This is a genomic window from Prevotella sp. P5-108, from assembly GCF_002251385.1.
Lineage (GTDB): Bacteria > Bacteroidota > Bacteroidia > Bacteroidales > Bacteroidaceae > Prevotella.
The window spans coordinates 83,228-107,872 of sequence record NZ_NPJJ01000008.1 but is presented as its reverse complement, the minus strand read 5'-3'; the positions used below and the strand labels follow the sequence as shown (position 1 = coordinate 107,872).

Genomic DNA, 24,645 nt, shown 5'->3' with positions numbered 1-24,645 from the left:
AATAGTAAATTAAACGGAGATTGCTGCAGAAAATTATCAGATTTTTTCGCAGACGAGCAAAATATGGCTGCCGTCGCGCTGGGTAGTGCCGAAGATATAGGTAGTCCCGCCGTCTTTCAGGCGCAGCCGTTGACGCAGTTGGACGGCGCTGAGCGGCATGTTGCGCACCGTGATGTTGGCGCGGTCTCTGCCGTCGAGGGCACGGCGCAGCTGTTTGCGGTTGAGGGTGGTTGTGGCGGTGATGCGGGAGCCTCGACCCGGAAAGCGGGCTATGGCTTCGCTGCCTATAAAGAGGTTGGAGTTTGGGGCTATCATCCTCGTCTGGTACCGTTGGCATACTTGTGCCATCAGTCCCGACTTCATTACCGATGCGTTGGGTTCATAGAGATACATCCCCTCACCAGCCGGGGTGTCGAGATAGCGCGGTTGCGAGTCGTCGGGGGTGAAGACGCACACTTGGCGGTCGTTCACGCAGTACACGGTGGGCACGCCCTTGCGCTCTGCCGAGCATACGAGCAGCAGTTCCTTGCACTCGCCGCCCACCGAGACGATGTGTACCTCGCTCACGCAGCCCAAGGCTCTCACCGCCTCGTGCCAGTCGAGCATGGGCGAGAGCTTCACCATCACCCATCTGCCTTTGGCACATAGGGAGGGGGCAAGCCCGAGCACATCGGGGGTGCAGTCGGCGATGGCGTAGGTGCGGCCGCCGGCGGCGTCGCGTCGGGCGGGGTCTATGTATATCAGCGTCTGTGGGGCGATGGCGTCGAGTGCCTGTTCTGCCTCGGTACACATCACCGTGGCTGTGCGCCCGAGCACCGAGAGATTGTGGCGCATCAGCTCACACAGCTCCTCGTTGCGCTCCACATAGGTGGCGCTTCTGAATGTGGTAGAGAGTGCCAGAAAGTCTATGCCGAAACCGCCTGTGAGGTCGGTCATCGACGCGCGGTCGCCCTCGGCGATGAGGCGGCGTGCCACGCGCAGTTTGTAGTGGGCTGCCGTTTGCGACGAGCATTGCTCCATTGACAGATGCACGGGATAACGTATGCCCTCGATGCGTGCCAGCAGCGGCAGTTTGGCTGCCGCCACCTGCCGCCCCCGTATCTGGTCGAGCGCCCAGGGCATATCCACCTCGGGATGCTTGCTCCCCATGAGTGCCAGTTGCCTTACATCGTCGCCGGCATGGTCGCGCACAAACTGCAGTGTCTTTTCGTCCACTCTCTTGGTCATGTTGTCTCTGTCAGGGGGATGGGTTATGGATGTCCGTCGCTCTTCTTGACCAGTCGTCTGAAGTTCTTGATGCGGTGGAAGGTCAGCATATTGGCGTCGTGACCGCTGTGAGCGAGTTCGCCGTCGGGACCTTCGTATGCGGTGCGCGATACGTAGATGATGTCATTGCCCTCGGTCATCCAGTCGATATACTGGAAGGCGTGGCGCTTCATGTCGGGATGGGCGAGCAGCGTGGCGTGGCGCGTCCATTCACGCAGGTCGGGCGAACTGATGAGTACCACGTAGTTGCGCACGTACAGACCGGTGGCGGAACCTTCTCCCTCGGGCGCGGCGTTGACCAGGCTCCAGTAGCGATGGGTGAGCGAGTCGTAGCGGATGGTAAACTTCTTGCAGCCGCCAGGCATATCCACCAGGTCTTTGTCGTCAAACGACAGCTCGCGGCAGTCGTCGCTTACCTTGATTATCGCTGCCTTCTCGGTCACTCCGTTGGGCGTGTTGGCTCTCATCACGTCTACCATATTGCCGTCAGGGGCTACCACGGCGTTGCCGTCCAGCCATCCGTAGACCTTCTCCTTGAGAAGGGGCATGGCGTGCAGGTTTACCGAGCGTGTCCAGTTGGCGGCTTCGAGCAGGTCGGCACCCACGGGCACCGATATCATCATGGCGCTATACCGCATGGGCCATGTAGTAGCGGGTGCTTTGGCATATTCTATGGCCTTCCATATCCTTCCTTGATGCACCACCACGGGAGTGGGGGCGCTGTGGTATTCGCCCTCGGCGAGCAGACCATGGTGGCTGTCGCTCGGAGTGGTCCACGACTTGCCGTCGGTAGAGCGGCGTACGACCAGGTTGCCATACTCACGGTCTGTACCGATGAGGTAGAGCGTGTCTGATATGCAGAATACTGACGACCAGAACTGCCCTTTGACCACCGACTGTCTTTCCCATGTCAGTCCGCGGTCTTCCGACTTGTATACCTCTGTATTATATTCCGTCTGGCCGTTGGCAAAGAGGTCGTGGGTGGCTATGTAGTCACCGTTGGACATGATGCAGATGGAGGGCGAGCCCACATACATGCCTTTGCTTGCAGGGTGATAGCAAATGGTTACTCCGGGTGCCGAAGCCCACATCCAGGAGAGGTGCAGCAGGCACCCTAAGAGAAGCACAGTTCTACGTATTGTCTTCATTAGGTTTATGTTTTGTATCCACAAAATTACGCAAACTATCGCGGAGAACAAAGAAATGTGGGTAGAAACTAAAATAGTTGACGGAATATTTGTCGATTACGTTGTCTTTTCATATATTTGCAGCTATAAAACCATACAGGGCATAAGCGTACTGCCTGCAACCTATATAAAAACGACTAAAGTCAGTCTAAATAATAAAACCAATGCAATTATGAAAAAATCATTACTCATTGCCGCTATGTTCGGCATGTCTGTTGCTGCAAGTGCCCAGCAGACCTTTACCCACATTACCATCAAGAGTGGGTTCAACTAGGACGTCATCTGTGAGGATAAAGACCGTATCACCGAGACTACCACCCAGTCCGATGCACCCGACCTGCAGGGCATCGACGGCTCAGGCTTCGCCTTCTTCACTACCGGCGTGCAGACCAATGGAGCCATGTGTGGCGACGACGGTTTGTTCAAGTCTTCACGCACCGGAGCCACCTTCAAGGTGATGCCCACCCAGCTCAATGCGCTTGTGCTCAAAGGCACCAAGAAGACCACTATTGCTGGCAACTCTGTCATCATTCCCGGCAGTGCTGTTAGGGGCGAGCTCGTGTTTGAGACTCCCGTCAAGGCCAAGTCCATCTATGTCGTGGGAACCAGCGCCGACGGCGACAGCCAAATCAAGGTGACCATCAACTATACCGACAACACCACCGCCGATGGCAGTATCACCATGTACGACTGGGGTAGCAGTTCCTCGGCTGCCAACCAGGCAGCCGTAGTGACCAGCCTGGGCCGTATCGCCACCAAGAAGAACTGGGCAGGTGATGCTGGAAAGATAGATGCCTATGTCTTCAAGCTCTATGAGTCTGCGGTCAACACCGACAATACCAAGACCATCAAGAGCGTTACCGTCGAGCAGACTTCCGAAGACCGCTGTGTAGCCATCTTCGCCGTTTCTACCAGCAACGATGTTGTGGCCAACGGCATTGGCGAGGTAGAGGCCCCCTCGGCTGTCGCTGCCTACTACACCCTTGACGGCGTGCGCGTGGCAGAGCCCGTTCGCGGCGTGACCATCGTTAAGTACACCAACGGAGTAACCCGCAAAATCGTCAAGAAGTAATACCTTATTTATATATACGCGCACGCGAGAGCCGCGTGCGCCGACTGACAGAAAGAGCGGATGCAGTCACCTGCATCCGCTCTTGTTATATTGTCTGGCGTTAGTTTCCTATTTCTTTTTCTTGAAGAGGCCCTTCACCTTGTTCACTGCACCCTTGGCGGCATCACCCACCTTGGCACCGGCACTCTTTCCGGCATCTTCTTTCACGCTCTTTGCGGTGGGCACACCACCCTTTACACTCGGAGTTGCCGATGGTGGATAGCCTGCCAGTTCGCCGAAGTACTTGTAGAGGCGGTCGTCTGCATTCTTGTCGCCCGATGTGGTCTTTACCTTTGACTTCTGGACACCATATCGGGGATGGCTCAACTCTATTTCTATAGGCGTAGACTTGCTGTCGAGAATGATGGTGACCTTGTATTTGTTGTTCTTGTCTTCCTTTTCGCTGATGACGAATACCTCTTTGTTGCCACCCTTCTTGTAGCTTTGGATGTCAAAGCAGGGGTCGCTGTCACCGTCCATCCAGAACAGTTTCTTGTTGCGGTCAATCACGTTGCGTCCGAAGTCTGTGTACAGCAGCTGGATTTGTGCTGATGCGCCTACAGCCATGGTAAAAAGCGCCAGCATTACTAATAATCTCTTTTTCATAATGTTTGTGTTAGTTAATAATTAAGACAATGTCCGATGCAAATTTAATAAAATATCTCGTCAACGCAATGCCTGTCGCCGTTTTTTTTAGGGTATAAAAAAAAGATACCTTGTCTCCCGACAAGGTACCCTTCATTTCTAAAAAATAAAACCTATATAAAAAATTGTCTATTGAAGTCTAAACTTGAGTGAGTTCTTAAGGTTGTTGGTGCCATTGCCAACGAGAGCCACAAACTCTCCGTCTTCGGCAGTCCAGCTCTGAGTCTTGTCGTTGTAGAAGCTCAGTGCCTTGACGTCGATGGTAATGTTCACCTGGCGGGTTTCACCTGGCTGGAGATAGACCTTGTCAAAGCCTTTCAGCTCTTTGTAGGGGCGCTCCAGCGAACTCTCTTTGTCGTGGATGTACAGCTGCACCACCTCGGCGCCAGCGCGTCGGCCGGTGTTGGTTACATCTACGGTGAATGTTATCTTGCCGTCGCGAGTCATGGTGGTCTTGTCTGCACGCAGGTTGGCTATCTTGAACTGTGTATAGCTCAGTCCGTAGCCGAATGCAAACAGCGGTGTGGTCTTGGCATGGTCTACCCAGCGGTAACCCACATAGAGACCCTCCTTGTATTCGCGGTCGATAATCTTCTTGTCCTTGCGCCATGTGCCGGGATAGGTGTTCAGCGCATGAGCACCTACATCCTCCAGCTTGGCGGGCATGGTGAAGGGCAGCTTGCCCGATGGGTTGGCGTCGCCAGCGAGTACGGCTGCCAGGGCGTTGCCTGCCTCTGAGCCCAGGAACCATGCTTGTACGATGGCGGGAACCTTGGCGTGCCAGGGCATTGCCACAGCGTTGCCCGATACGTTGACGTATACCATATTCTTGTTCACGGCTGCCAGAGCCTCTATCAGCTCGTTCTGTCCGTAAGGCAGTTCCAGACCCTTGCGGTCATAGCCTTCAGCGTCCTGGCCGTCACACTTGTTGAGTCCGCCCACGAAGATGACGTAGTCGGCACCCTTGGCCTTCTCTATGGCTTCGCGTTTCAGCTCTTCGGCAGAGCGGTTGTCGCGCAGGTCTGTATTGAAGCGGTAGCCCGAATAGCTCACGATGGTGTCGCCCACATATCCGCGGGCATAGTCTATCTGTACCTTGTCGCCAAGACGAGCCTTGAGTCCATCGAGAGGACTTACCTCGCGCTGTACCTTCAGTGATGAAGAACCACCACCTACGGTCATGGGCTTTATGGCGTTCTCTCCTACCACCAGAATGCGCTTTGCGTTGGCGTTGAGGGGCAACAGCGAGCGCTTGTTCTGCAGCAGAACGATACCCTCTTCACCTATCTTGCGAGCCACATCGTAGTGGGCTTCAGAGCACATGAAACCGTAAGCGCGGTGACGGTTCATGGTTGTGCGGAAGTGCAGTCTCAGCACGCGGCGAACCTTCTCGTCGAGGTCTTTCATGCTGTATTTGCCTGAGAGGATGCCCTCCTTGTAGGGACGCGCCAGGTAGTAGTACTCATAGGCGTTGTCCTTGCCCTTGGCGAGACCGTCGGTGTGGGTACCGAACTCCATGTCCATGCCGTACTTCACGGCGTCGTCGGTGGTGGTGTGCACGCCCCAGTCGGTCATGGCTACACCGTCAAACTTCCAGTCGCCTTTCAGTATCTTGTTGACCAGCACGTCGTTGGCGCAGCAGGGCTGGTTGTTGTAGAGGTTATAGGCACACATTACAGCCCATACCTTGCCCTCTTCCACGGCAGCCTTGAAGGCGGGGAGGTAAATCTCGTGCAGCGCACGGTCGCTTACCACCACATTGTAGCGCTTGCGGAAAGCCTCTTCATTGTTCAGCGCAAAGTGCTTGGCACATGCGGCAGTACCGGTACTCTGGATGCCCTGGATATAGGGAACTACCATGCGCGAGGCGAGGAACGGGTCTTCGCCGAGGTACTCGAAGTTGCGGCCGCCGATGGGCGAGCGATAGATATTCATGCCGGGGCCCAGCACCACATCCTTGCTGCGATAGCGGGCTTCTTCGCCCAGGCTTACGCCATAGTCGCCGGCAAGTGCGGGATTCCATGTGGCGGCAAGACAGGTAAGTGCGGGGAAAGCCACACAAGAGTCATTGGTCTGTCCGGCGTCGCGCCACTTGTCCCACAGTGTGTTGGGGCGTATACCATGAGGGCCGTCGTCGGTCCAGAGGTCTGGAATGCCCAGTCTGGGCACGCCTGCTGCCGAGAACTTGCTCTGTGCATGGATGACGGCTATCTTTTCATCGAGGGTCATGCGGCTGAGCACGTCATCGATGCGTTGTTCCACAGGTTTGGTTTCATCAAGATAGGTCGGAAGCGTCTGCGCTCCGGCGTTCATTCCAATTAAGAGTAAACACGATATTAGCAGCTTTTTCATATACATTATTATATTAATTGCTGCAAAGTTACCACAAATCCTTGACATGTACACATAATTAATGATAAATCTTTGTGCATAAGGTCATTTTTGTCATCTTTTTTGTGCAAAAGTTGAGCCGGGCCGGACTTTTCTTCGCTTTTTCCCTACTTTCCTCCGCAGTGAGGGGCAGGCGTCTCTGCCAGGATATCTTGTAAAAATGCCATTCTGCAGCACAAAGTTGCGCTTTTCTTTCCATGGATAGGCAGAAAATAGTAATTTTGTACACTATAGTTAGTCATTACCATCATGTCTGCGAGCTACCCGACGCAGACCACAAACCTGATAGAGATGAAAAAAATACTGATTACACTCGTTGCTATGATGTTTGTCAACGCCATACCCACCCATGCACAGCGCCAGACCACGCGTGGCATAGGTGTCTACCCAGGCCGCCAGTCTGAGAGTTTCGCCCCCACGCTCCGCCGTGACTTCGACTACCGCAATACGGCTCTCCACCGCATGGTCTATCATTCTTCATCACTCGATGCCAACCTCACCGGACAGCTCGTCACCGACGGTACCGTATACCGGGGCGAGCCCTGCCGTCTGCAGGTGTCTATGCCCGACGGCGTGGTGGCGCGCCGCGATGCCGAGAAACTGCTCGACGGCAACGTGCATACCCGTCTGATGGTCAAGGGCGAAGATACCTTCGTGCAGTTTGACTGGACGGCGATGGATGTAGACATCGATGCCTTCGACATCCTCGCCGAACCCGTCTATCAGCCCGGCCGGGGCACCGGAGGCTACGCCATAGACTTCCTTGCCTCCAACGACGGCAAGACATGGACCCTCGTGGGCGGAGAGCGGGGCGACGGTATGCCCGGCGAGCCTACCCGACACACCGGAAGCAACGACCCCAACAAGCAGGAAGACCCCGTGCGGCTGCCCATACGACTGGTCAAGAAGCAGATACCCTTCTCCAAGCCCGGACGCTACTCCCATCTACGCATAAGGCTCCACATGACGGGCTGCACCTACTGGCGGTTCTACGAGGCACGACCCATGCGCCACGGCCGTGAGCAGCTGGCGCTGCCCTCATCCTGTTATACCAGTGCGTGGATGAGTGCCGGAGGCGCCGACGAGTGGCTCATGGTCGACCTGGGCACGCCGGTGATAGCCGACCGCGTGGTGATGCACTGGATACACCCCGCCCGCCGTGGCGAGATACTCGTCTCCAATGACGGCGACCAGTGGCAGCAGATAGGCGACCTGGGCCGCATCAAGGTCAAGGGTGGCGTGCAGACTCTTCGCCATCATTTCACCGCCCGCTATGTCAAACTCATGATGCGCCAGCCCGACCCGTCGGGCCACTATGCGCTGAGCGAACTCCAGGTGATGGGGCGCGGAGGTCTCTCTGCCATACCCGCCGAGCGGCAGGGTATGGTCCACGGCCGATACTACCTCAACGGAGGCGACTGGAGGCTCTTCCGCGACGGGGCGGCAGACTCTGTACTTGCCACGGTGCCCGCCACAGCCCTGCAGAGTTATATTAATATAGGTGCGGTGCCCAATACCAACCACGCCGACAACCTACGCATGGTTTCAGAGTCGTTTTTCCATTCCGACTTTACCTATACCACCACCTTCGACGCCCCGGCCGAGTACGAGGGGCGCCATGTGTTCCTCAACTTCGATGGTATCAACTGGAAAGCCTCTGTCCGCCTCAACGGCCATGACCTCGGGCGCATAGAGGGAGCCTTCATGCGTGGACGCTTCGATGTGACCGGCTGTCTCCTGCCCACGGGCAACCGCCTCGAGGTGAGGGTGGAACGCCCCGCCCATTTCGGCGCAGTCAAGCAGAAGACCACCGAGAGCACCGACATGAACGGCGGCGTGCTGGGAGCCGACAACCCCACCTTCCATGCCTCGATAGGATGGGACTGGATGACCTCTACGCCCGGCCGCGAGACCGGCATCTGGAACGATGTTTACCTGAGTGCCAATGGCGGCGTGAGCCTGGCAGACCCGCTGGTAGACAGTCGCATAGACCCCGCCGACTCGCTCGCCACGATGACCCCCAAGGTGTGGGTCACCAACCACCGCGACACCGCCGTGGTGGCTACGCTGCGCGGATGGATAGGGGCGATAGACTTTGCCCGACAGGTGACGCTCCAGCCCCGCGAGAGCCGCGAGGTGACTTTCTCGCCCGACGAGTTTGCCCAACTGCGGCGCCAGCCCATGTACCTCTGGTGGCCCGTGGGCTATGGCAATCCCCACCTCTACCGGGCCGGTTTTGCCCTTCTTGAGGGTCGTGAGCAGATAGACTCGCTCCACTACCAGGCTGGCATACGACAGATGACCTACAAGGAGATGGGCACCCGTCTGCAGTTCTTTGTCAACCACCGCCGTGTGGTTCCGCTGGGCGGCAACTGGGGTTTCTCCGAGACCAACCTCTGCTACCGAGGCAGAGAGTACGACCGCGCGGTGAGGTATCACAAGGAGATGAACTTCAATATGATACGCAACTGGGTAGGACAGACCGGCGACCGCGAACTCTATGAAGCCTGCGACCGCCATGGTCTGCTGCTCTGGCAAGACTTCTGGCTCGCCAACCCTTGGGACGGCCCCGACCCTTATGACAACCGTCTCTTCATGGCCAATGCCGAAGACTATATCCGCCGCATACGACGCCACGCCTCGATAGCCATCTACGTGGGCCGCAACGAGGGCTATCCGCCTGCCGAGCTCGACAGTGCCCTGCGCCGCCAGGTAGATCTGCTCCATCCGGGCTTGGGCTACATCTCCAGTTCTGCCGACGACGGTGTGTCGGGTCATGGCCCCTACCGGGCGGTCGAAGCCGAAGAATACTTTACCAGCCAGAGCCACCGACTGCACTCCGAGCGCGGTATGCCCAACATTCCCACCATCGAGAGCCTGCGCCGCATGCTCAGCCCAGCCGACCTCTGGCCTATCGGTGAGGGATGGGCGCAGCACGACTTCACCCAGAAGGGCGCGCAGCGGGGCTCGACATTCCTGGATATGATGCAGCGCCGTTTCGGACCCGCTGCCGACGCACGCCAGTTTGCCGAGTGGGCACAGTGGATCAACTACGACGGCTATCGCGCCATGTACGAGTCGGCGCAGCAAGATAGACAGGGACTGCTCATCTGGATGTCGCATCCGGCATGGCCGTCGATGGTATGGCAGACCTACGACTACTATCTCGAGCCTACGGCAGCCTACTTCGGAGCCCGCAAGGCGTGTGAGCCGCTCCACATCATGTACAACGCCCATACCCGCAAGGTGCAGGTGGTCAACATCACCCCCGTTACCCACTGCGACATGGAGGCGCTGATAGAGACAATAGACATGCGGGGCAGGGTGATACGCACCGACTCGCTATGGGTAGACGCCTATGCCGACGCCACCACCGATGTGGCGGCGGTGCGCATGCCCGACAGCCTCTCGGTGGGCTATCTCCGGCTGAGACTCTACGAGAGGGGGTATCTGCGCTCAGACAACTTCTACGTACAGGCAGCCAGCCCCGAGTGTTACAGCGCGCTGAAGCATCTGCCCGTGACACGCCTTACGCTCCGCGAGAATTTCAGCCGACAGGGCGAAACCTGGCATGGACAACTGACGGTGACCAACACCTCCGACACGCCCACACTCATGATACGCCTCTGCCTCAAGGGCGACGACGGCGAGCAGATACTGCCCGTGGTCTATAGCGACAACTACTTTGCGCTGATGCCGGGCGAGAGCCGCGATGTCACGGTGGAGTTTGCCGACGAAGACTGCCGCGACAGCCAGCCCCACATCGAGGTAAACGCCTTCAACGGCAAGGCAGAATAGCCCGCAGCCCAAGCCGCAGCAGCAGGCGACAAGGCTGGCTGCATCCAAGCCACCGCACGCTGCCGTTAAGCCCCCGCGCGCCACAAGCAAGCCATTGCACCATCCCCGACCATCATAGCCAGGGTCGGTGCAATGGCTTTCTTTATGCCCGGCGGTCAAGTAGGGCGCCGCCGCGATGGCCATGGGCGGTTCGTATCAGTAGGCACGAGGGCTCGTGACATAAGAAACGTGGGCTCGTGATTTATGATACGTGGGCTCGTGTCAATAGTTACGAGCCGGCAAAGGTGGCTGCGGCATGACGGTCGGTGGTTTCGGGATGGTCGAGAGGGGCTGCCTAACCTCGTAGGAGCCAGCGCAGAAGGGGGTTCCTTAAAAATATTGCGCGCAAGAGTAATAAAAAAGGCAATCTCTTGCGTCAATTCTCAGATATTTTATATCTTTGCAACGTAAGAAATAAAAAATAAAACCTAAACATACGTATTGAGTATGAACAAACATTTGTTGTTGGGCTTTGACGTGGGCAGCAGCTCGGTCAAGGCTTCTCTGGTAGATGTCAACTCCGGAGAGTGTGTGGCTACGGCTTTCTACCCCGAGCACGAAGCACCGATTAAATCAATCAGAAACGGTTGGGCTGAGCAAGACCCTGAAATGTGGTGGGCCAATGCCAAACTGGCGCTTGCCCGCATCATGGCCGAGAGTGGCGCCAAGGGCGACGACATCCGGGCGATTGGCATCTCTTATCAGATGCATGGTCTGGTGTGTGTCGACAAGGCACAACGGCCCGTGCGCGACGCCATTATCTGGTGCGATTCGCGTGCTGTACCCTATGGAGAGAGGGCTTTTGCCGACCTGGGCAGCGACCGCTGTCTGTCGCATCTGCTCAACTCGCCCGGAAACTTCACCGCCGCCAAACTGGCGTGGGTCAAGGACAACGAGCCCGAGGTCTATGAGCGTATATACAAGGTGATGCTGCCCGGCGACTACCTCGCCATGAAACTCAGCGGCGTCATCAACACCACCGTATCGGGTCTCTCCGAGGGTATGTTCTGGGATTTTCAGGCCCACGCTGTCGCCGGCTTCCTCCTCGATTACTATGGTTTCGACAGAGACATCCTCGCCGACATCGTGCCTACCTTCGATGTGCAGAGCCGCGTGAGCCGTGAGGTGGCTGACGAGCTGGGACTCAGCGAAGGTACGCCTATCAGCTACCGCGCTGGCGACCAGCCCAACAACGCGCTCAGTCTGAATGTCTTCAATCCCGGCGAGATAGCCTCAACGGCTGGTACGTCGGGTGTAGTGTATGGAGTGTTAGGCGATGTTAATTATGATAAAAAGAGTAGGGTAAATACCTTCGCGCATGTTAATTATACTGAGGACCTCACGCGTCTGGGCGTGCTCCTGTGTATCAACGGCACCGGCATCCTCAATGCGTGGATGCGCCGCAACGTGGCTCCCCAGGGCATCTCTTATGCCGACATGAACGCGATGGCTGAAGGTGTGGCACCAGGTGCCGACGGACTGCGCATCATCCCCTTCGGCAATGGTGCCGAGCGGGTGCTGGAGAACCGGGAGGTGGGATGCTCCATCCACGGCATCGATTTCAACCACCATACACAGGCTCATCTGGTGCGCGCTGCCCAGGAAGGCATCGTGTTCAGCTTCTGCTACGGCATGGAGGTGATGGCAGAGATGGGCATGGACATCCGCAAGATACACGCGGGAAAGGCGAATATGTTCCTGAGCCCGGTATTCCGCGAGGCGCTCGCCACCACCTCGGGAGCGACCATCGAACTCTATGAGACCGACGGCAGCGTGGGCGCCGCAAAGGGTGCCGGCATGGGCTGCGGCATCTACAGCAGTCACGAAGAGGCGTTTGCTACCTTGCGCAGGCTTGCCGTGATTGAGCCCGATGAACAGAAACGTGCGCAGTATGCACAGGCTTATGCCGAATGGAAAGGTATATTGCTACCAATGACATGACAATCTAAATATAATAAAACTTATATGTACTAATTATGGCAAAAGAGTATTTTCCACAGATTGGCAAAATCCCCTTTGAGGGCACTGCCAGCAAGAACCCTATGGCTTTTCACTACTACGACGAAAACAAAGTAGTTGCAGGTAAGAAAATGAAGGACTGGTTGAAGTTCGCAATGGCGTGGTGGCACACACTGGGCGCCGCAAGCGGTGACCAGTTTGGCGGACAGACACGCTCCTACGAGTGGGACAAGGCCGACAGCGCTCTGCAGCGCGCCAAGGACAAGATGGACGCAGGCTTTGAAATCATGGAGAAGCTGGGCATCCACTATTTCTGCTTCCACGATGTGGACCTCATCGACCCCGCCGACGATATCGACGAATACGAGGCCAACATGAAGGCCATCACCGACTATGCGCTCGAAAAGATGGCTGCCGCCGACGACATCCGTCTGCTCTGGGGTACTGCCAACGTATTCAGCGACAAGCGCTATATGAACGGTGCTGCCACCAATCCCAACTTCGATGTAGTGGCTCGCGCTGCCGTGCAAATCAAGAACGCCATCGACGCCACCATCAAACTGGGTGGTCAGAATTACGTGTTCTGGGGTGGACGCGAGGGTTATATGAGCCTGCTCAACACCGATATGAAGCGTGAGAAGGAACATCTGGCTCAGATGCTTACCGCTGCACGCGACTATGCCCGCGCCAAGGGGTTCACCGGCACCTTCCTCATCGAACCCAAGCCCATGGAGCCTACCAAGCACCAGTATGATGTCGATGTAGAGACGGTAGTAGGCTTCCTGCGCGCTCACAACCTGCAGGACGACTTCAAGGTAAACATCGAGGTCAACCACGCCACACTCGCCGGCCATACCTTTGAGCATGAACTGGCTGTTGCCGTCGACAACGGCATGCTGGGCAGCATCGACGCCAACCGTGGCGACGCCCAGAACGGATGGGATACTGACCAGTTCCCCATCGACAACTTCGAACTCACCCAGGCCATGATGCAGATTATCCGCAACGGTGGTCTCGGCAACGGTGGCTCTAACTTCGACGCCAAACTGCGCCGTAACTCTACCGACCCCGAGGATATCTTCATCGCCCACATCAGTGGTATGGACGCTATGGCTCGTGCGCTCGAGAACGCAGCCGAAATCCTCGAAAACAGCGAGCTGCCCCGCATGGTCAAGGAGCGTTACGCTTCGTTTGACAGTGGCAAGGGCAAGGACTTCGAGGATGGCAAACTCTCGCTCGAGGACCTCGTGGCTTACGCCAAGGAGCACGGTGAGCCTGCCCAAATCTCGGGTAAGCAGGAACTCTATGAAACCATCGTAGCACTCAACTGTAAATAACTATGATATAGGCAATATTAAGGCTACACAATTACACTTTTTTCATAAATGTGCCGTCAGCAGAACGTGAGTTTAGCTGGCGGCTTTTCTTTTAGATGCATTTGGAAGCGTGGGGGTGACCTTGACGAGAGTGGGGGTGACCTTGGGGCGCAGGGGGATGATATGTGGCATCGCTGGGATGAGCTTGGCGTGTGCCGGGATGGCTGTTGGCGGTGGCAAACAAACAAGCGGTGGGGCAGAAGCCAGATGTGTGTCTGGAGTCTGCCCCACCGCTGTTTTATCGATGAAATCGGTGATTTTTGTTGTTATCTTGGCATTTCTGTCAGTGTCACTGGGCCTATCAGACCTGAAGGCTGCAACTTGGAATCTTTCTTGTAGAAAGGATAGGAGGTATAGGTGTAACGCTTGGGACAATCGGGCTGCTGGTCGCCGATGATGCGGTTGCGCCAGAGGGTGGTGACGCGTATCTCGATGTCATTGTTGCCACGACGCAGGGCGTCGGTAATCTCGGTAGAGAACGGAGCGCGCCAGAGTATGCCCATGTTCTTGCCATTGACGATGACCTCTGCCAATGCGCTCATCTGCCCGAGGTATATCCAGAGCCGCTTGCCGCGTATCTGGGCTTTGGTGAGCTTCACAGACTTGCGGTATGTGGCGGTGCCGGCGAAGTAGCGGATGCCCGCGTCGTCGCTCTCGCTGAGCGAGCACAACTGCGCCATCGTGGTCTGTGCCGGTGCGCCTCTGTCGGGCTGGAAGGTCACAGTCCAGGGGCCCTCGAGCGTGGCGGCGACGGTCTGGGCGTCGACTTTGACAGCCTCTGCCGCCGTGGGGTCGCTCTCGGTGCGGAAGACGATGAAGTAGGCTTCTCCGGGGTTCATCTGCAGGCTTACCTGGGTATAACCGGCAGCGGGGGTGTAGTCTACTGCACTCACCTCGCCCGTCTCGGGATGCCATAAGTAAGGCTTCATGCCCGTCACCCTGAACCTCGCGTCAAGAGAGCGTGTCTGGTAGCTGCGGTTGTTGACCCAGTATATCTCTGCCTGTGGTGTCTGTCGGTGTACGAAGCGCAGGCTGTCCATGTGGTCACAGTAGAAATCGGGCGCGATGCCCCATGCGGCGAGGGCGTCGGCGATGCTGGCGTTCTCCTTGACATTGGGGCGGTTGGCATCCCATATCTCAGCTACCAGGCGGTCAAACTCCGCCTTGTCATCGTTGAGGCTGAGCACTGCCTGGGGTCTTGCGCCGCAGAGTTTCATGCCCTTGCCGACCATCGCGGCGATGTGGCGCAGCGCAGGAACGGTCATACGCTGGGTGTTGGCGTCGAGGGCGAGCACCTGGTAGGTCATCCCCGACGGCGTGGTTATCTTGCCGTCGCTGCAGGTCAACTGCTCCGTCAGCGCGGGCGTGTTGACATAGTCGTAAGACGCCGTCGGCGGAACCTGGGGCTGGTTGGCGTAGAAGAGACCGGTAACATTGTTGTCGTCGCCATAGTAGTAGGCCACGTCGGCGACATATCTGCCCTGCTGGAGCATATAACTGGTGCGCGAGAGATAGTCTACCCACGGGCGGGCTTGCTCTGCCCACGTCTCGTGACGGTGGAACCACTGTCCGTAGACCTCCAGTCCCTGTCCCGGAATCTTGGTATCTATCGGCTGATGGGCACTGTCGTGGATGACGATACGGTTGACGCCGCTGGCGAATTCGAGGTCGGCGACAGGCTTGAGCAGGTTGGGCGTGAGGGAATAAGCCAGTCCGTCGCCGTCCAGTCCGTTGGAGGTAAGGGATTCGGCGGCAACCAGATTCTGACCATAGATGTGAGCCACAGACGCCGATTCGCGTATGTCACCTTGCTTGCCGGTCTCGCCGCGGTCATTCATGTGCATCACGGGTTCACTCGCCCACATCGCACCCATAGGGATAGTGCAGTATTGCTTGACAGCCATGCCGTCGGCTTCATAGACGCGGCACGACTCGTGGCTCTCGAAGTAGGTACCCATATCCCGCGCCTTCATGGTGTCGGCTACCTGGCGGTAGAGGTTCTGCTCGATGAGCTCTCCGATGGTTCGGCGCCAGTCGAAGAGGAACCGGTCGGTCTTTTCGCTGCTCTCTACGATGGTTCCCGCCAATGCCGGCATCCACGGCAGCAGTTCGTAGCCGCGTCGGGCTTTGAACTCTTCTGCCATTCGTGGCGTCCAGTTGGCTATTCCTGCCTCATAACTGTCGATGAGCAGGTTCTGAAGTCCGCGTTTGCCCATCATGCCGCGCGAGGCGTCGACATAAGTGGCGAGATAGGTGCTTATATATCGCTGTACAGCCTCTGCCGACATCTTGTCGACCTCGAGTCCGGTCGCCTCGGGCGACGCGGGATGGTTCATCTTGCCCGTGAGCGAGTAGCCGAAGCGCAGTATGCGCCAGCGGCCCATCGGCGCTTTCCACGTGAGCCTTCCGGTGCTGTCGGTGAGATGAGTGAGGTCTACCACATCTGTCAGCACCGTGGCCTTGTCGGTCTCTGGCGTGGGGTAGAGTGGCAAGTCGACCGGCGTGCCGAACGCGGCTTTCTCCTCGGCATGGTTCACGCGGAAGGAGGTAAACAGGTTGAGCTCGCTGATGGCCAGTGGACGGCGGTCGGTTTTCCATACCACTCTGAAGTAGCGCGCCGTGGTCGGCGTGATGTCCACGGTGGTCAGCGGGGCACCTCCCAGCACCAGGTCGCATACTTTGGTGAAGTGCAGACCATCATTGCTCGCTTCCAACCATTTGGTCGGCGCGGGCCGCTTGTTGCGCCACTGGCTGTGCTGACGCCCGTCGCCCAGAGCCAATGCCCTGATGGTGTATGCCTTGTCGAGTTCTATCTTTATCCAAGCCACCTTGCCGGTGCTGTCGGCAGTCAGTTTCTGCGTCTTTGCCATGTCGCCGTCGGTGAGCATGGTCAGGTCTATCGCGCCGTTGCTCGCCGTAGCCTTCGCGCCCATCTCTCCGAGAGTGAGCTCGCCGTCGGTCCTCACCGCCACCACGGCGATGTCCTTGTAGTAGGTCTTGCTTGACGCGGTGCCCCTCGCCCTGATGTTCTGGAAGGCTCCGCTCACGCTGTAGGGTTCGGGCAGCGTCATGTTGATGGTCTTGCCTCCCTTGATGGTGACCTCCCTCCACACCAGTTTCTTCATGGCGTCGCAGGGCTTCACCCACGGTCCTCCCGTGTTACTCCACCCCGGCGTGGCGGTCATCGTGGCTTCCATGCCGAGCGAGTCTGCCAACGCCACAGCATACGCATAGCACTCTTTCCATTCGGGTGTCATGTAGATGATGCGTTGTGGCACCACCTGTGGTGTCTTCTTTCCGGCGTCGAAGATATGGATGCCGCCGAGTCCTGCCCGATTCATCCATTCGAGGTCCTTGCGGATGCCGTCGCGGGATATGTTGCCGTTCATCCAGTGCCACCACACGCGCGGGCGGGCGCTCTGTGGCGGATTTATAAATCCCTCCTTCAGTACATCGGTTTGTGCCGCTGCGCCTATCGTTATCGAGGCCAGCGCCGTAAGCATGATGTTTCTTTTCCAGTTCATAGTGGTTATGTTGTTGTTTGTTCTTGTTTTCCGATTGATTACCCTGTCTTGCGTCGGGGGCGTCGCCGCACTCGTGGAGATGACCGTCGCGCCCGTGGAGATGACCTTTGCGCTCGTGGAGATGACCTTCGCGCTCGTGGAGATGACCTTTGCACTCGTGGTGATGACCATTGCGCTCTTGGAGATTGCCGTCGCTCCCGTGGAGATTGTCGTCGCTCCCGCCGCGCTTGCCCTTTATTTATATAAGGTGATGGTGACGGGCCCCAAGAGTCCTGCGGGCATCAGTATGTTCTTGGTTTTCTTGCTCCAGGGATACGAGGTCCACGTGTAGGTTGTCTCCCCAGCCTTGGCGAGTTTGTCGCCGCAGATGCGGTTCTTCCATGGGTTGGTTACGCGTATCTCCAGCGTGTTTTCGCCCGACTTCACCGCCGCCGAGATGTCGATGGAATGGGGCGAAAACCACGTTAATCCGCAGTATTTGCTGTTGACCCAAACCTCAGCCATATAGTTGACCGTGCCCAAGTCTATCCGGTAAGTCTGGGCACTGTCGACAGCGCCGAGGAAGAAACGGTTGTGATAGGCGGCGGTGCCCGAGAAGTATTTTATTGCCCGAGCCTCGGTCGGGTTGGCTATGGCGAGCGTGGTGTCGATATACGACTTGAGCGAGTCCATCACGATGGCGTCGGGCGTGCCCATCTTCCGTCCGAATACCACGCGCCATGGACTGGCTATCGTGTCACTTCGGAGCGGCAGAGACTCCGTTGCGCGGTGACGCAGACGCTTGTCGGCCTCGCCGCTGAAGACGACAAACAGCGCATCTGCCGACTTCAAATCCATTTCCACGTAGGTCGAGCGGCTGCCAGTCATGTAGGTCACGTCGCTGATTTCGCCTGTCACGGCGTTCCATATCTGTGGCTTGCGCCCAGTGGTCCTGAACTCAAACCAATCGTGCATATCGCTCTTCGAACGGTTGTTGACCCAGTAAATCTCAGCATCCCCAGTGGTGCGGTGTACGTAGCGGATGCTGTCCATGTGCGTGCAGCGGAAGTCGGGCACATCGAGCAGCGAGTCGATGGCATGGCGGGTCGAGCCGGTGTCGACGATGTTGTCACGCTTGCCACTCCAGAGGTCGTCGGCGATGCGGTCAAACTCAGCCGAGTCTGCCTTCAGCCCCATAGCCCGTGCCGGACGCCGCCCCACGATGGTCGCCCCCTGGTCTGCCAGCCTCTTCACGGCTTGTAGCGACGCCAGAGAGAGTCGGTCCGAGGTACCTCCAAGCACCAGCATGCGGTAGCGGCTGCCGCCCGGAGTCACGAGCCGGCCGCCGTCTGTATCGAGGTGGTGACAGAGTATGTCGCTGTTGATGAAATCCATGTTGCAGCTCGATGGAATGGCTGGTTTCTGCTTGTCGAAGAGCGCCGTAGCGTTGGCTTCATCGCCATAGAAGTAGGCGACATCAGCCACATTTTTGCCCTGTTGCAGCATATAACTGCTGCGAGCCATATAGCCGGTCCAGCCACGAGCCTGCTCAGCCCAGGTGCTCAGCCGATTGAACCACATGCCATAGATGTCGAGACTCAGACCCGGCACCATGCTGTCGATGGGCTGGTGGGCGCTCTCGTGGATGACGATGCGGTTGACGCCACAGGCAAATTCGAGGTCGGCGATGCGCTTGAGCATAGCCGGATAGAGCCCGTAGACCAGACTGTCGCCCTGTGACGGGCCGTAAGTCGTAAACGACTCTGCCGCCACCTGCTTGCGCCCGAATACATGGGCTGCCGAAGCCGACTCCATGAGGTCTGCCTGCATTTCGAGGAACATTTTCTGGGTGAAATCAAGTGTCTGCGTGCGTGCCCACATCGCCGCCATCGGTATATCGGCCTTACACTTGGGTGCCAGTCCGTCGCCGACAAACGGGCGACTGTTTTCCATGGCTTCAAAGTAAGTGGTGAGACCCTGTTCATGGGCTATGCGCCCGACCTGACCATAGAGATTGTCGGTGATGAGCTCGCCCAGCGTCAGGCGCCAGTCATCGAGAAATCTGTCTGACGCCTCTGCCGACCCGATTACCTCGCCTGCCAGTGCCGGAAGGTAGGGCAGCAGGTCATATCCGCGCCTGCTCCTGAACTCCTCACGCATGTGGCGGGTCCAGGTGGCATATCCCGCTTCATAACTGTCTATGAGTAGACCGTTGACCACGCGCCCTATCATGCTGTCGCCCATCACGCGGCGGTAGGTGTCTATGTATGCCTCCATGTAGCGGCGCACGGCGGTCGAGTCGAGCTTGTCTACCTCCAGTCCGGTCGCTTCGGGCGACGCCGGATGGTTGGTCTTGCCCGTCAGTGAGTAGCCGAAGCGGTATATTCGCCATCGTCCCTCGGGAGCCTGCCAGCTGAGCCGCCCCTGAGCGTCCATATATCGGGTGAGGTCGATGACGCTGTCCAGCCCCGTGGCATGGCTGCCGGTGTGGGTGGGGTAGTCGATGAGACGCAGCGGACCGCCAAAGCCAGCCTTTTCCTCGCTGTGGTTGACGCGACTCTCTGTGCTGAGCGTAAACTCGCTGATTGTCGCTGGTCGGGCATTGGGCTGGTAGACCAGACGGAAATATCGTGCCTCGGTAGGTGGCAGAGAGAGGGTGAGGCGGGGCGTGGCGCCGTTGGGCACGTTGCATACGCGCCGCCACTCACGGCCGTCGTCGCTGGCTTCGAGGTATTTGGTGGGGCTGTTGGGGTATTTCTCCCATGAGCCCAGCAGATGCGAGTCGGCTATGGTCATCGACCTGATGGTGCGGGGTCTGTCCAGTTCCACTTGTATCCATGCCTGCTTCTTCCGCGGCCCTATTGCGAAGGTGTGGGTGAAGTCGCCGTCGTAGAGGTGGCTGCCGTTGATGCTGCCTTCCGATGTGGTGATGCGCTTTACCATGCTTGCCATCCCCACGGCATCGTCTGCCACCGGCACCGCGATGACATACAGGTCTTTATAATATGGTGTCTGCTTTACGCCCTTGCCCTTGTTGCGATAATTCTGGTATTCTCCGCTGTGGGTGTAGGGTGCGGGCAGCGCCATGCTCGTGAGGGTGCCGCCGTTGACGACGGTGTCGCGCCACTCTATGCGTTTCATGGCGTCGTCGGGTGCTACCCACGGACCTCCGGTGTTGCTCCAGCCGGGTGCCGAGGGCAGCACGATGTCCATGCCGAGCGAGTCTGCCAGCCCTACAGCCAGCCTCAGACAGTCGTTCCACTCGGGTGTCATGTATTTCACGCGTTGCGGCACTATCTGTGGTGTGTTCAGTCCGGCGTCGAAGAGGTGCACACCGCTGATACCCACACGGTGCATCCACTCGAGGTCCTTGCGGATGCCGTCGGGGGTGATGTTACCGTTCAGCCAGTGCCACCACACCTGAGGGCGAGCCTCATGTGGAGGGTTCAAAAAGCCCGATTTCATCGAACTTGTCTGCCCCTGTGCGAGCAGTGAGCCACACAGTGCCAGCAGAGTCATTGCAGAGCGTATCATTCCAATTATTAGGGTTTGTATGGTATATGTCTATTGCTTTCAGGCATAAAAGGATATGCAATATTACCAATAAAAACCAAGATACGCAAGAAAAGACGGCAAAAGTTGTTGTTTATCTGCGTCTTGCCATTCTCTTTGTGCGCTTGGGAGTGGCCTTGGGACGGGGCTCCATGCCCGGTACATCGCGCGTGATGGTGGCTCTGACGATGCGCACGTCGGTGAGCGGACGGTCATTGGCGTCGCGCTCTACCGCCTGTATCTTCTCGACCACATCCATGCCCTCTGTCACCTCGCCAAACACCGTATAGGCACCGTCGAGATGGGGTGTGCCGCCCAGGGTGGTATAGACGCGCTCCATCTCAGGACTCATGGTGATGCTGTCGCCGAAGAGCTGTTTCAGATTCTGCCGTCCGCGCTCCAGGGTGGTCTCGTCGCACACCTTGCCATAGACGATATAGAACTGGGTGCTGCTCGAGCGTCGCTCGGGGTTGGTCTTGTCGCCCTCCCGGGCAGCCGCCAGTGCGCCGCGCTTGTGGAAAATCTGCGGCAGCCGTATCTCGGCGGGCAGGGTATAGTCGAGCGAGGTGTTGCCCAGCAGTTCGCCGGCGGGCGCATGCTTGCTGCGCGGATCGCCCGCCTGTATCATGAAGTCGGGGATGACGCGGTGGAAGAGCAGCGAGTCGTAGAAGTGGTGGGTACGGATGAGCTTGAGAAAGTTGTCACGGTGCTGCGGCGTCTCATTGTAGAGTTGCAGACGGATGTTGCCCATAGTGGTCTCGATGAGCACTTCGGGGCGTTGCGCCGTAGCGGGCGCTGTCTGCGCCTTGGCGCCGAGGGCTGCCATGAGCAGCGCCAGGGTAGAGATGAGGGTCTTCTTCATATCAGTAGTTGTGCGGTTATCGTTTGTTTTCGTCCATTTTATCGCCGTCGATGCGCTCGAGACACCAGAGGAAGGCGTCGGCCATGCGCTGGTCTTCTTGGTCGAAGTGGCCGCCCTTGTTCCATGCGAGCGTGGTGCTGCCGTCGCCCAGCTGTGCCTTGAGCCGCTCGTGGTGGCGGCGTATGCAGTCGCCCACGGCAGCCATGCGCTGGTTGCGGGCATGCTCTTCGCGGTCGCCCAGGCTCATGTATACCTTGCGTGCCATGCTGGGGTGGCTGTCAGCATAGTTGTCCCAGTTCTTGACCCACACCGAGGGCGAGGCTGCCGCCACGGCGTCGAAGAGAGGACACTCCGATGCCGCCCAGAGACTGAAGAGTCCGCCCAGAGAGTAGCCTCCGAGGATACAGGGCAGCTGTCCATACCTATTATATATATAGGGCAACAGCTGGCGGGTCACATAGTCGAGCGTATCTATGGCGTGACGCCCCACCTCGGGGTCTCTCGCCACCGCCTCGTCGGCCCAGGGCATGAGGGAGAGTGCCCACTGCTGCAGGTCGATGCCCACAAAGACAAAGCCCATCTGGGATCCTTGCTCTATGAGGCTCAGCTCGCTGTCTATGGTTTTGCGCTCGTGGCGGGCGGTCAGCTGTATGAGCACTGCCTTGGGTGTGCCTGTCGTGTGGATGAGACAGGGCTGGCTGTCGATGTCCAATGCTTTCATTTCGGTCCTTTTCTATATAAACGACGAAAGGGTTGGAAATATTATGTGCGACCGCCAAAAAACATTCTTGCCCAATGTGGCTATAGTCATGTGCTGTGACTTTCCTATGTACAGGACTGTTCAAAGTGTCGCATTGCTCAACCAAAACACGATGAAAAGGGAAAAATAGAGGATATGTCTAAAAAGTGTACTTGTATAAGAAAAATGACCAAATGACGCATAAAAATCATATTAAAACCAAAATTACGGACAAAATGACCAAATGGGAGATGCGCGCAGATTATTTTCTTGTGGTGCGCGAGATTTCCCATTACCTTTGCAACAATCAAGCAAGCCACTCAGCGTGGACAAAAAATTGTAAAGGATAATCCCGCAACGGGAAAGACCATTAAGGAAAAAGAAAACCATCAAAACGCAAGAGTTATGTACTCAAAATTCGACAATCTGGACATCACAGTGGATTCTTCGGTGAAGAACATCACCCGCACAGCCTGCATGTATCTCTCCGAGGCCATCGAGCACGGCATCATGCTGTCAGAGAATCCTACAGCCAATATCGTGATCTATGACGACCGCATAGATTTTGGCATGTGTATGAACCCTACCATGGACATGATGAACGAGGCTTACTTCCCCAACTTCTATGTGGAGAACGACAGCATCGTCTATCGTTTCGCGGGTAACGCTGACTGTGAGGTGACCGACCAGACCATCGACTACGTAGGCGCCTATGCGCCCATGACCAGCGAGGACAACCACGTGTTCAACATGATTTACTCCAAGTACGCATAAAAATCTAACTTAATAGGAAATAGCCGTCTTATACAGACATACACATTCTTTATATAAATACCCAAAGAGCCGGAGGCATCTGATAGAAGATTCCCTTTTGGCTCTTTTTTTTGTCCATACCTGTTGATGTGCGTAGCGCACTCATTGATATTACTTTCATGTCAATATTTCCATAATTTGAGGTTCTATATGAGTGATTTGCGCCCTGCAATAACTAAATAGAACTTGTCATTAACCGATAACCAAGCTATAGTATGTTTGTTTTTTCCCATGCGGTTTTATTTTATTGTCATATAGCGTTTGTCGTCATAGAAGGTCGTCATAACATCATCCCAGTCACACCCACTTGTGCTGACAGGCAGGGCGGAGTCAACATAAAATCCCCGGACTGCCTGTTGTGGGCTGTCCGGAGATTGCTGTGTGGTCAGTGATGTGCGGTGTGAGCGCAGTCACTCACTATTCGTTATGCTCTTCTATGGCTTTGAGCCTGTGGCGACACTCCTCGAGAATGTCCGTGAGCGCCTCTACGGTGTCAGCCCTGAGCATGGCTATGCGCGTCTGCTTGAAATCGGGTATGCCCTTGAATATGGGACTTGCCGCGAGATGCCGGCGGGTGTGGAGTATGCCCCGGTATTCGTCGATGCGCTCCACGTTGATGCGCAACTGCTCCTTGAGCACGTCAATCTTCTCGTCGAGTGTCAGCGTGTCGCGTCCCTCGCGTATATCCTGGAATATCCACGGGCGGCCGAAGGTGGCGCGGCCTATCATCACGGCGTCCACGCCATAGTCGTCGAACGCGCGCCGTGCCGACTCAGGCGAGTCGATGTCGCCGTTGCCGATGATGGGTATATGTATGCGTGGGTTGCGCTTCACCTCGCCTATGAGAGACCAGTCGGCCTGTCCGGTGTACATCTGGCTGCGTGTGCGGCCGTGGATGGTGAGCGCCTGTATGCCGCAGTCCTGCAGCTGCTCAGCCAGTTGGGTGATGATGAGGTTGTCGCTGTCCCATCCCAGTCGGGTCTTTACCGTCACGGGCACATGGACCGCCTTGACCACCTCGCGCGTGATTTCGAGCATCAGCGGCACATTGCGCAGCATGCCGGCTCCGGCGCCTTTGCCCGCCACCTTCTTGACGGGGCATCCGAAGTTGATGTCTATCACGTCGGGCTTGGCTTCTTCCACGATCTTGGCAGCCTCGACCATCGAGGCGGTGTCTCGGCCGTAAATCTGTATGCCCACGGGCCGTTCTTCGTCGTGCAGCACCATCTTGTTGAGCGTGGAGCGTATCGAGCGGATGATGGCCTCTGCCGATACGAACTCGGTATATACCATGGCGGCGCCAAACCGCTTGCAGAGCATGCGGAAGCCTATGTCGGTGACGTCTTCCATCGGCGCCAGAAAGAGTGGGCGTGTGCCCAGGTCTATATTTCCTATTTTCATAAC

Annotated in this window: 15 protein-coding genes; 6 read left to right on the top strand and 9 right to left on the bottom strand. The window is 57.1% G+C overall.

The features are described 5' to 3' along the window. Nucleotides 1-36: 36 nt before the first annotated feature. Entirely contained in the window at nucleotides 37-1,227 is a 1,191-nt protein-coding gene (locus CIK95_RS01470) for a class I SAM-dependent methyltransferase (RefSeq protein ID WP_094466068.1), read from the bottom strand. Between the two features lie 23 nt (nucleotides 1,228-1,250). Next, nucleotides 1,251-2,414, bottom strand: coding sequence for a sialidase family protein (locus tag CIK95_RS01465; RefSeq protein ID WP_144007677.1), 1,164 nt, complete (start codon nucleotides 2,412-2,414; stop codon nucleotides 1,251-1,253). Between the two features lie 421 nt (nucleotides 2,415-2,835). Here CIK95_RS01465 and CIK95_RS01455 point away from each other — a divergent pair, with 421 nt between their 5' ends. Continuing rightward, nucleotides 2,836-3,525: a hypothetical protein gene (locus CIK95_RS01455; RefSeq protein WP_094466066.1), complete on the top strand. Its 690-nt coding sequence runs from the start codon at nucleotides 2,836-2,838 to the stop codon at nucleotides 3,523-3,525. A gap of 108 nt (nucleotides 3,526-3,633) precedes the next feature. On the opposite strand, the gene CIK95_RS01450 is transcribed toward CIK95_RS01455, so the two are convergent. Next, a complete protein-coding gene (locus CIK95_RS01450; protein ID WP_144007676.1) occupies nucleotides 3,634-4,170 on the bottom strand; it encodes a hypothetical protein in 537 nt (178 codons plus the stop codon). A gap of 168 nt (nucleotides 4,171-4,338) precedes the next feature. Next, nucleotides 4,339-6,567 carry a glycoside hydrolase family 3 C-terminal domain-containing protein gene (locus tag CIK95_RS01445; protein WP_254046385.1) on the bottom strand — a complete coding sequence of 743 codons (2,229 nt, stop codon included), beginning with the start codon at nucleotides 6,565-6,567 and terminating at the stop codon, nucleotides 4,339-4,341. Between the two features lie 324 nt (nucleotides 6,568-6,891). On the opposite strand from CIK95_RS01445, the gene CIK95_RS01440 reads away from it, so the two are divergent. The 3 genes from CIK95_RS01440 to xylA all read left to right on the top strand — a co-directional run bounded on the left by CIK95_RS01440 (nucleotide 6,892) and on the right by xylA (nucleotide 13,733). Continuing rightward, the gene (locus CIK95_RS01440; protein ID WP_094466097.1) at nucleotides 6,892-10,398 is read left to right on the top strand and encodes a discoidin domain-containing protein; all 3,507 of its coding nucleotides are present in this window, start codon (nucleotides 6,892-6,894) and stop codon (nucleotides 10,396-10,398) included. 486 nt (nucleotides 10,399-10,884) lie between these two features. Further along, nucleotides 10,885-12,378 carry a xylulokinase gene (locus tag CIK95_RS01435; RefSeq protein WP_022309863.1) on the top strand — a complete coding sequence of 498 codons (1,494 nt, stop codon included), beginning with the start codon at nucleotides 10,885-10,887 and terminating at the stop codon, nucleotides 12,376-12,378. Nucleotides 12,379-12,410: 32 nt separating this feature from the next. Then, nucleotides 12,411-13,733 carry a xylose isomerase gene (gene xylA / locus CIK95_RS01430; RefSeq protein ID WP_094466064.1) on the top strand — a complete coding sequence of 441 codons (1,323 nt, stop codon included), beginning with the start codon at nucleotides 12,411-12,413 and terminating at the stop codon, nucleotides 13,731-13,733. A gap of 305 nt (nucleotides 13,734-14,038) precedes the next feature. On the opposite strand, the gene CIK95_RS01425 is transcribed toward xylA, so the two are convergent. Next, a complete protein-coding gene (locus CIK95_RS01425; RefSeq protein ID WP_094466063.1) occupies nucleotides 14,039-17,296 on the bottom strand; it encodes a glycosyl hydrolase in 3,258 nt (1,085 codons plus the stop codon). A 7-nt stretch (nucleotides 17,297-17,303) separates the two neighbouring features. Here CIK95_RS01425 and CIK95_RS12660 point away from each other — a divergent pair, with 7 nt between their 5' ends. Continuing rightward, the gene (locus CIK95_RS12660) at nucleotides 17,304-17,627 is read left to right on the top strand and encodes a hypothetical protein (protein WP_144007675.1); all 324 of its coding nucleotides are present in this window, start codon (nucleotides 17,304-17,306) and stop codon (nucleotides 17,625-17,627) included. On the opposite strand, the gene CIK95_RS01420 is transcribed toward CIK95_RS12660, so the two are convergent. The 3 genes from CIK95_RS01420 to CIK95_RS01410 all read right to left on the bottom strand — a co-directional run bounded on the left by CIK95_RS01420 (nucleotide 17,531) and on the right by CIK95_RS01410 (nucleotide 22,410). Next, on the bottom strand, nucleotides 17,531-20,809 hold the full coding sequence (locus CIK95_RS01420; protein ID WP_094466062.1) for a glycosyl hydrolase: 3,279 nt from the start codon (nucleotides 20,807-20,809) through the stop codon (nucleotides 17,531-17,533). The genes CIK95_RS12660 and CIK95_RS01420 overlap by 97 nt on opposite strands. A 112-nt stretch (nucleotides 20,810-20,921) precedes the next feature. Continuing rightward, on the bottom strand, nucleotides 20,922-21,689 hold the full coding sequence (locus tag CIK95_RS01415; protein ID WP_094466061.1) for a peptidylprolyl isomerase: 768 nt from the start codon (nucleotides 21,687-21,689) through the stop codon (nucleotides 20,922-20,924). Nucleotides 21,690-21,705: 16 nt separating this feature from the next. Beyond that, nucleotides 21,706-22,410: an alpha/beta hydrolase-fold protein gene (locus tag CIK95_RS01410; RefSeq protein ID WP_094466060.1), complete on the bottom strand. Its 705-nt coding sequence runs from the start codon at nucleotides 22,408-22,410 to the stop codon at nucleotides 21,706-21,708. Between the two features lie 423 nt (nucleotides 22,411-22,833). Between CIK95_RS01410 and CIK95_RS01405 the strand changes: the two genes are divergently transcribed. Beyond that, the gene (locus CIK95_RS01405; RefSeq protein ID WP_094387325.1) at nucleotides 22,834-23,202 is read left to right on the top strand and encodes a hypothetical protein; all 369 of its coding nucleotides are present in this window, start codon (nucleotides 22,834-22,836) and stop codon (nucleotides 23,200-23,202) included. Between the two features lie 456 nt (nucleotides 23,203-23,658). Here CIK95_RS01405 and dusB read toward each other — a convergent pair whose 3' ends face one another. Next, nucleotides 23,659-24,642: a tRNA dihydrouridine synthase DusB gene (gene dusB / locus CIK95_RS01400; RefSeq protein ID WP_094466059.1), complete on the bottom strand. Its 984-nt coding sequence runs from the start codon at nucleotides 24,640-24,642 to the stop codon at nucleotides 23,659-23,661. Between the last annotated feature and the right edge of the window lie 3 nt (nucleotides 24,643-24,645).

What these genes read in the sequence shown, in the direction of transcription:
- CIK95_RS12660 (WP_144007675.1), top strand. Translation starts at nt 17,304, where the DNA reads ATGTTGTTGTTTGTTCTTGTTTTCCGATTGATTACCCTGTCTTGCGTC.
- CIK95_RS01415 (WP_094466061.1), bottom strand. Translation starts at nt 21,689, where the DNA reads ATGAAGAAGACCCTCATCTCTACCCTGGCGCTGCTCATGGCAGCCCTC.
- CIK95_RS01470 (WP_094466068.1), bottom strand. Translation starts at nt 1,227, where the DNA reads ATGACCAAGAGAGTGGACGAAAAGACACTGCAGTTTGTGCGCGACCAT.
- CIK95_RS01450 (WP_144007676.1), bottom strand. Translation starts at nt 4,170, where the DNA reads ATGAAAAAGAGATTATTAGTAATGCTGGCGCTTTTTACCATGGCTGTA.
- dusB (WP_094466059.1), bottom strand. Translation starts at nt 24,642, where the DNA reads ATGAAAATAGGAAATATAGACCTGGGCACACGCCCACTCTTTCTGGCG.
- CIK95_RS01425 (WP_094466063.1), bottom strand. Translation starts at nt 17,296, where the DNA reads ATGAACTGGAAAAGAAACATCATGCTTACGGCGCTGGCCTCGATAACG.
- CIK95_RS01410 (WP_094466060.1), bottom strand. Translation starts at nt 22,410, where the DNA reads ATGAAAGCATTGGACATCGACAGCCAGCCCTGTCTCATCCACACGACA.
- CIK95_RS01405 (WP_094387325.1), top strand. Translation starts at nt 22,834, where the DNA reads ATGTACTCAAAATTCGACAATCTGGACATCACAGTGGATTCTTCGGTG.
- CIK95_RS01420 (WP_094466062.1), bottom strand. Translation starts at nt 20,809, where the DNA reads ATGATACGCTCTGCAATGACTCTGCTGGCACTGTGTGGCTCACTGCTC.
- CIK95_RS01435 (WP_022309863.1), top strand. Translation starts at nt 10,885, where the DNA reads ATGAACAAACATTTGTTGTTGGGCTTTGACGTGGGCAGCAGCTCGGTC.
- CIK95_RS01445 (WP_254046385.1), bottom strand. Translation starts at nt 6,567, where the DNA reads ATGTATATGAAAAAGCTGCTAATATCGTGTTTACTCTTAATTGGAATG.
- CIK95_RS01465 (WP_144007677.1), bottom strand. Translation starts at nt 2,414, where the DNA reads ATGAAGACAATACGTAGAACTGTGCTTCTCTTAGGGTGCCTGCTGCAC.
- CIK95_RS01440 (WP_094466097.1), top strand. Translation starts at nt 6,892, where the DNA reads ATGAAAAAAATACTGATTACACTCGTTGCTATGATGTTTGTCAACGCC.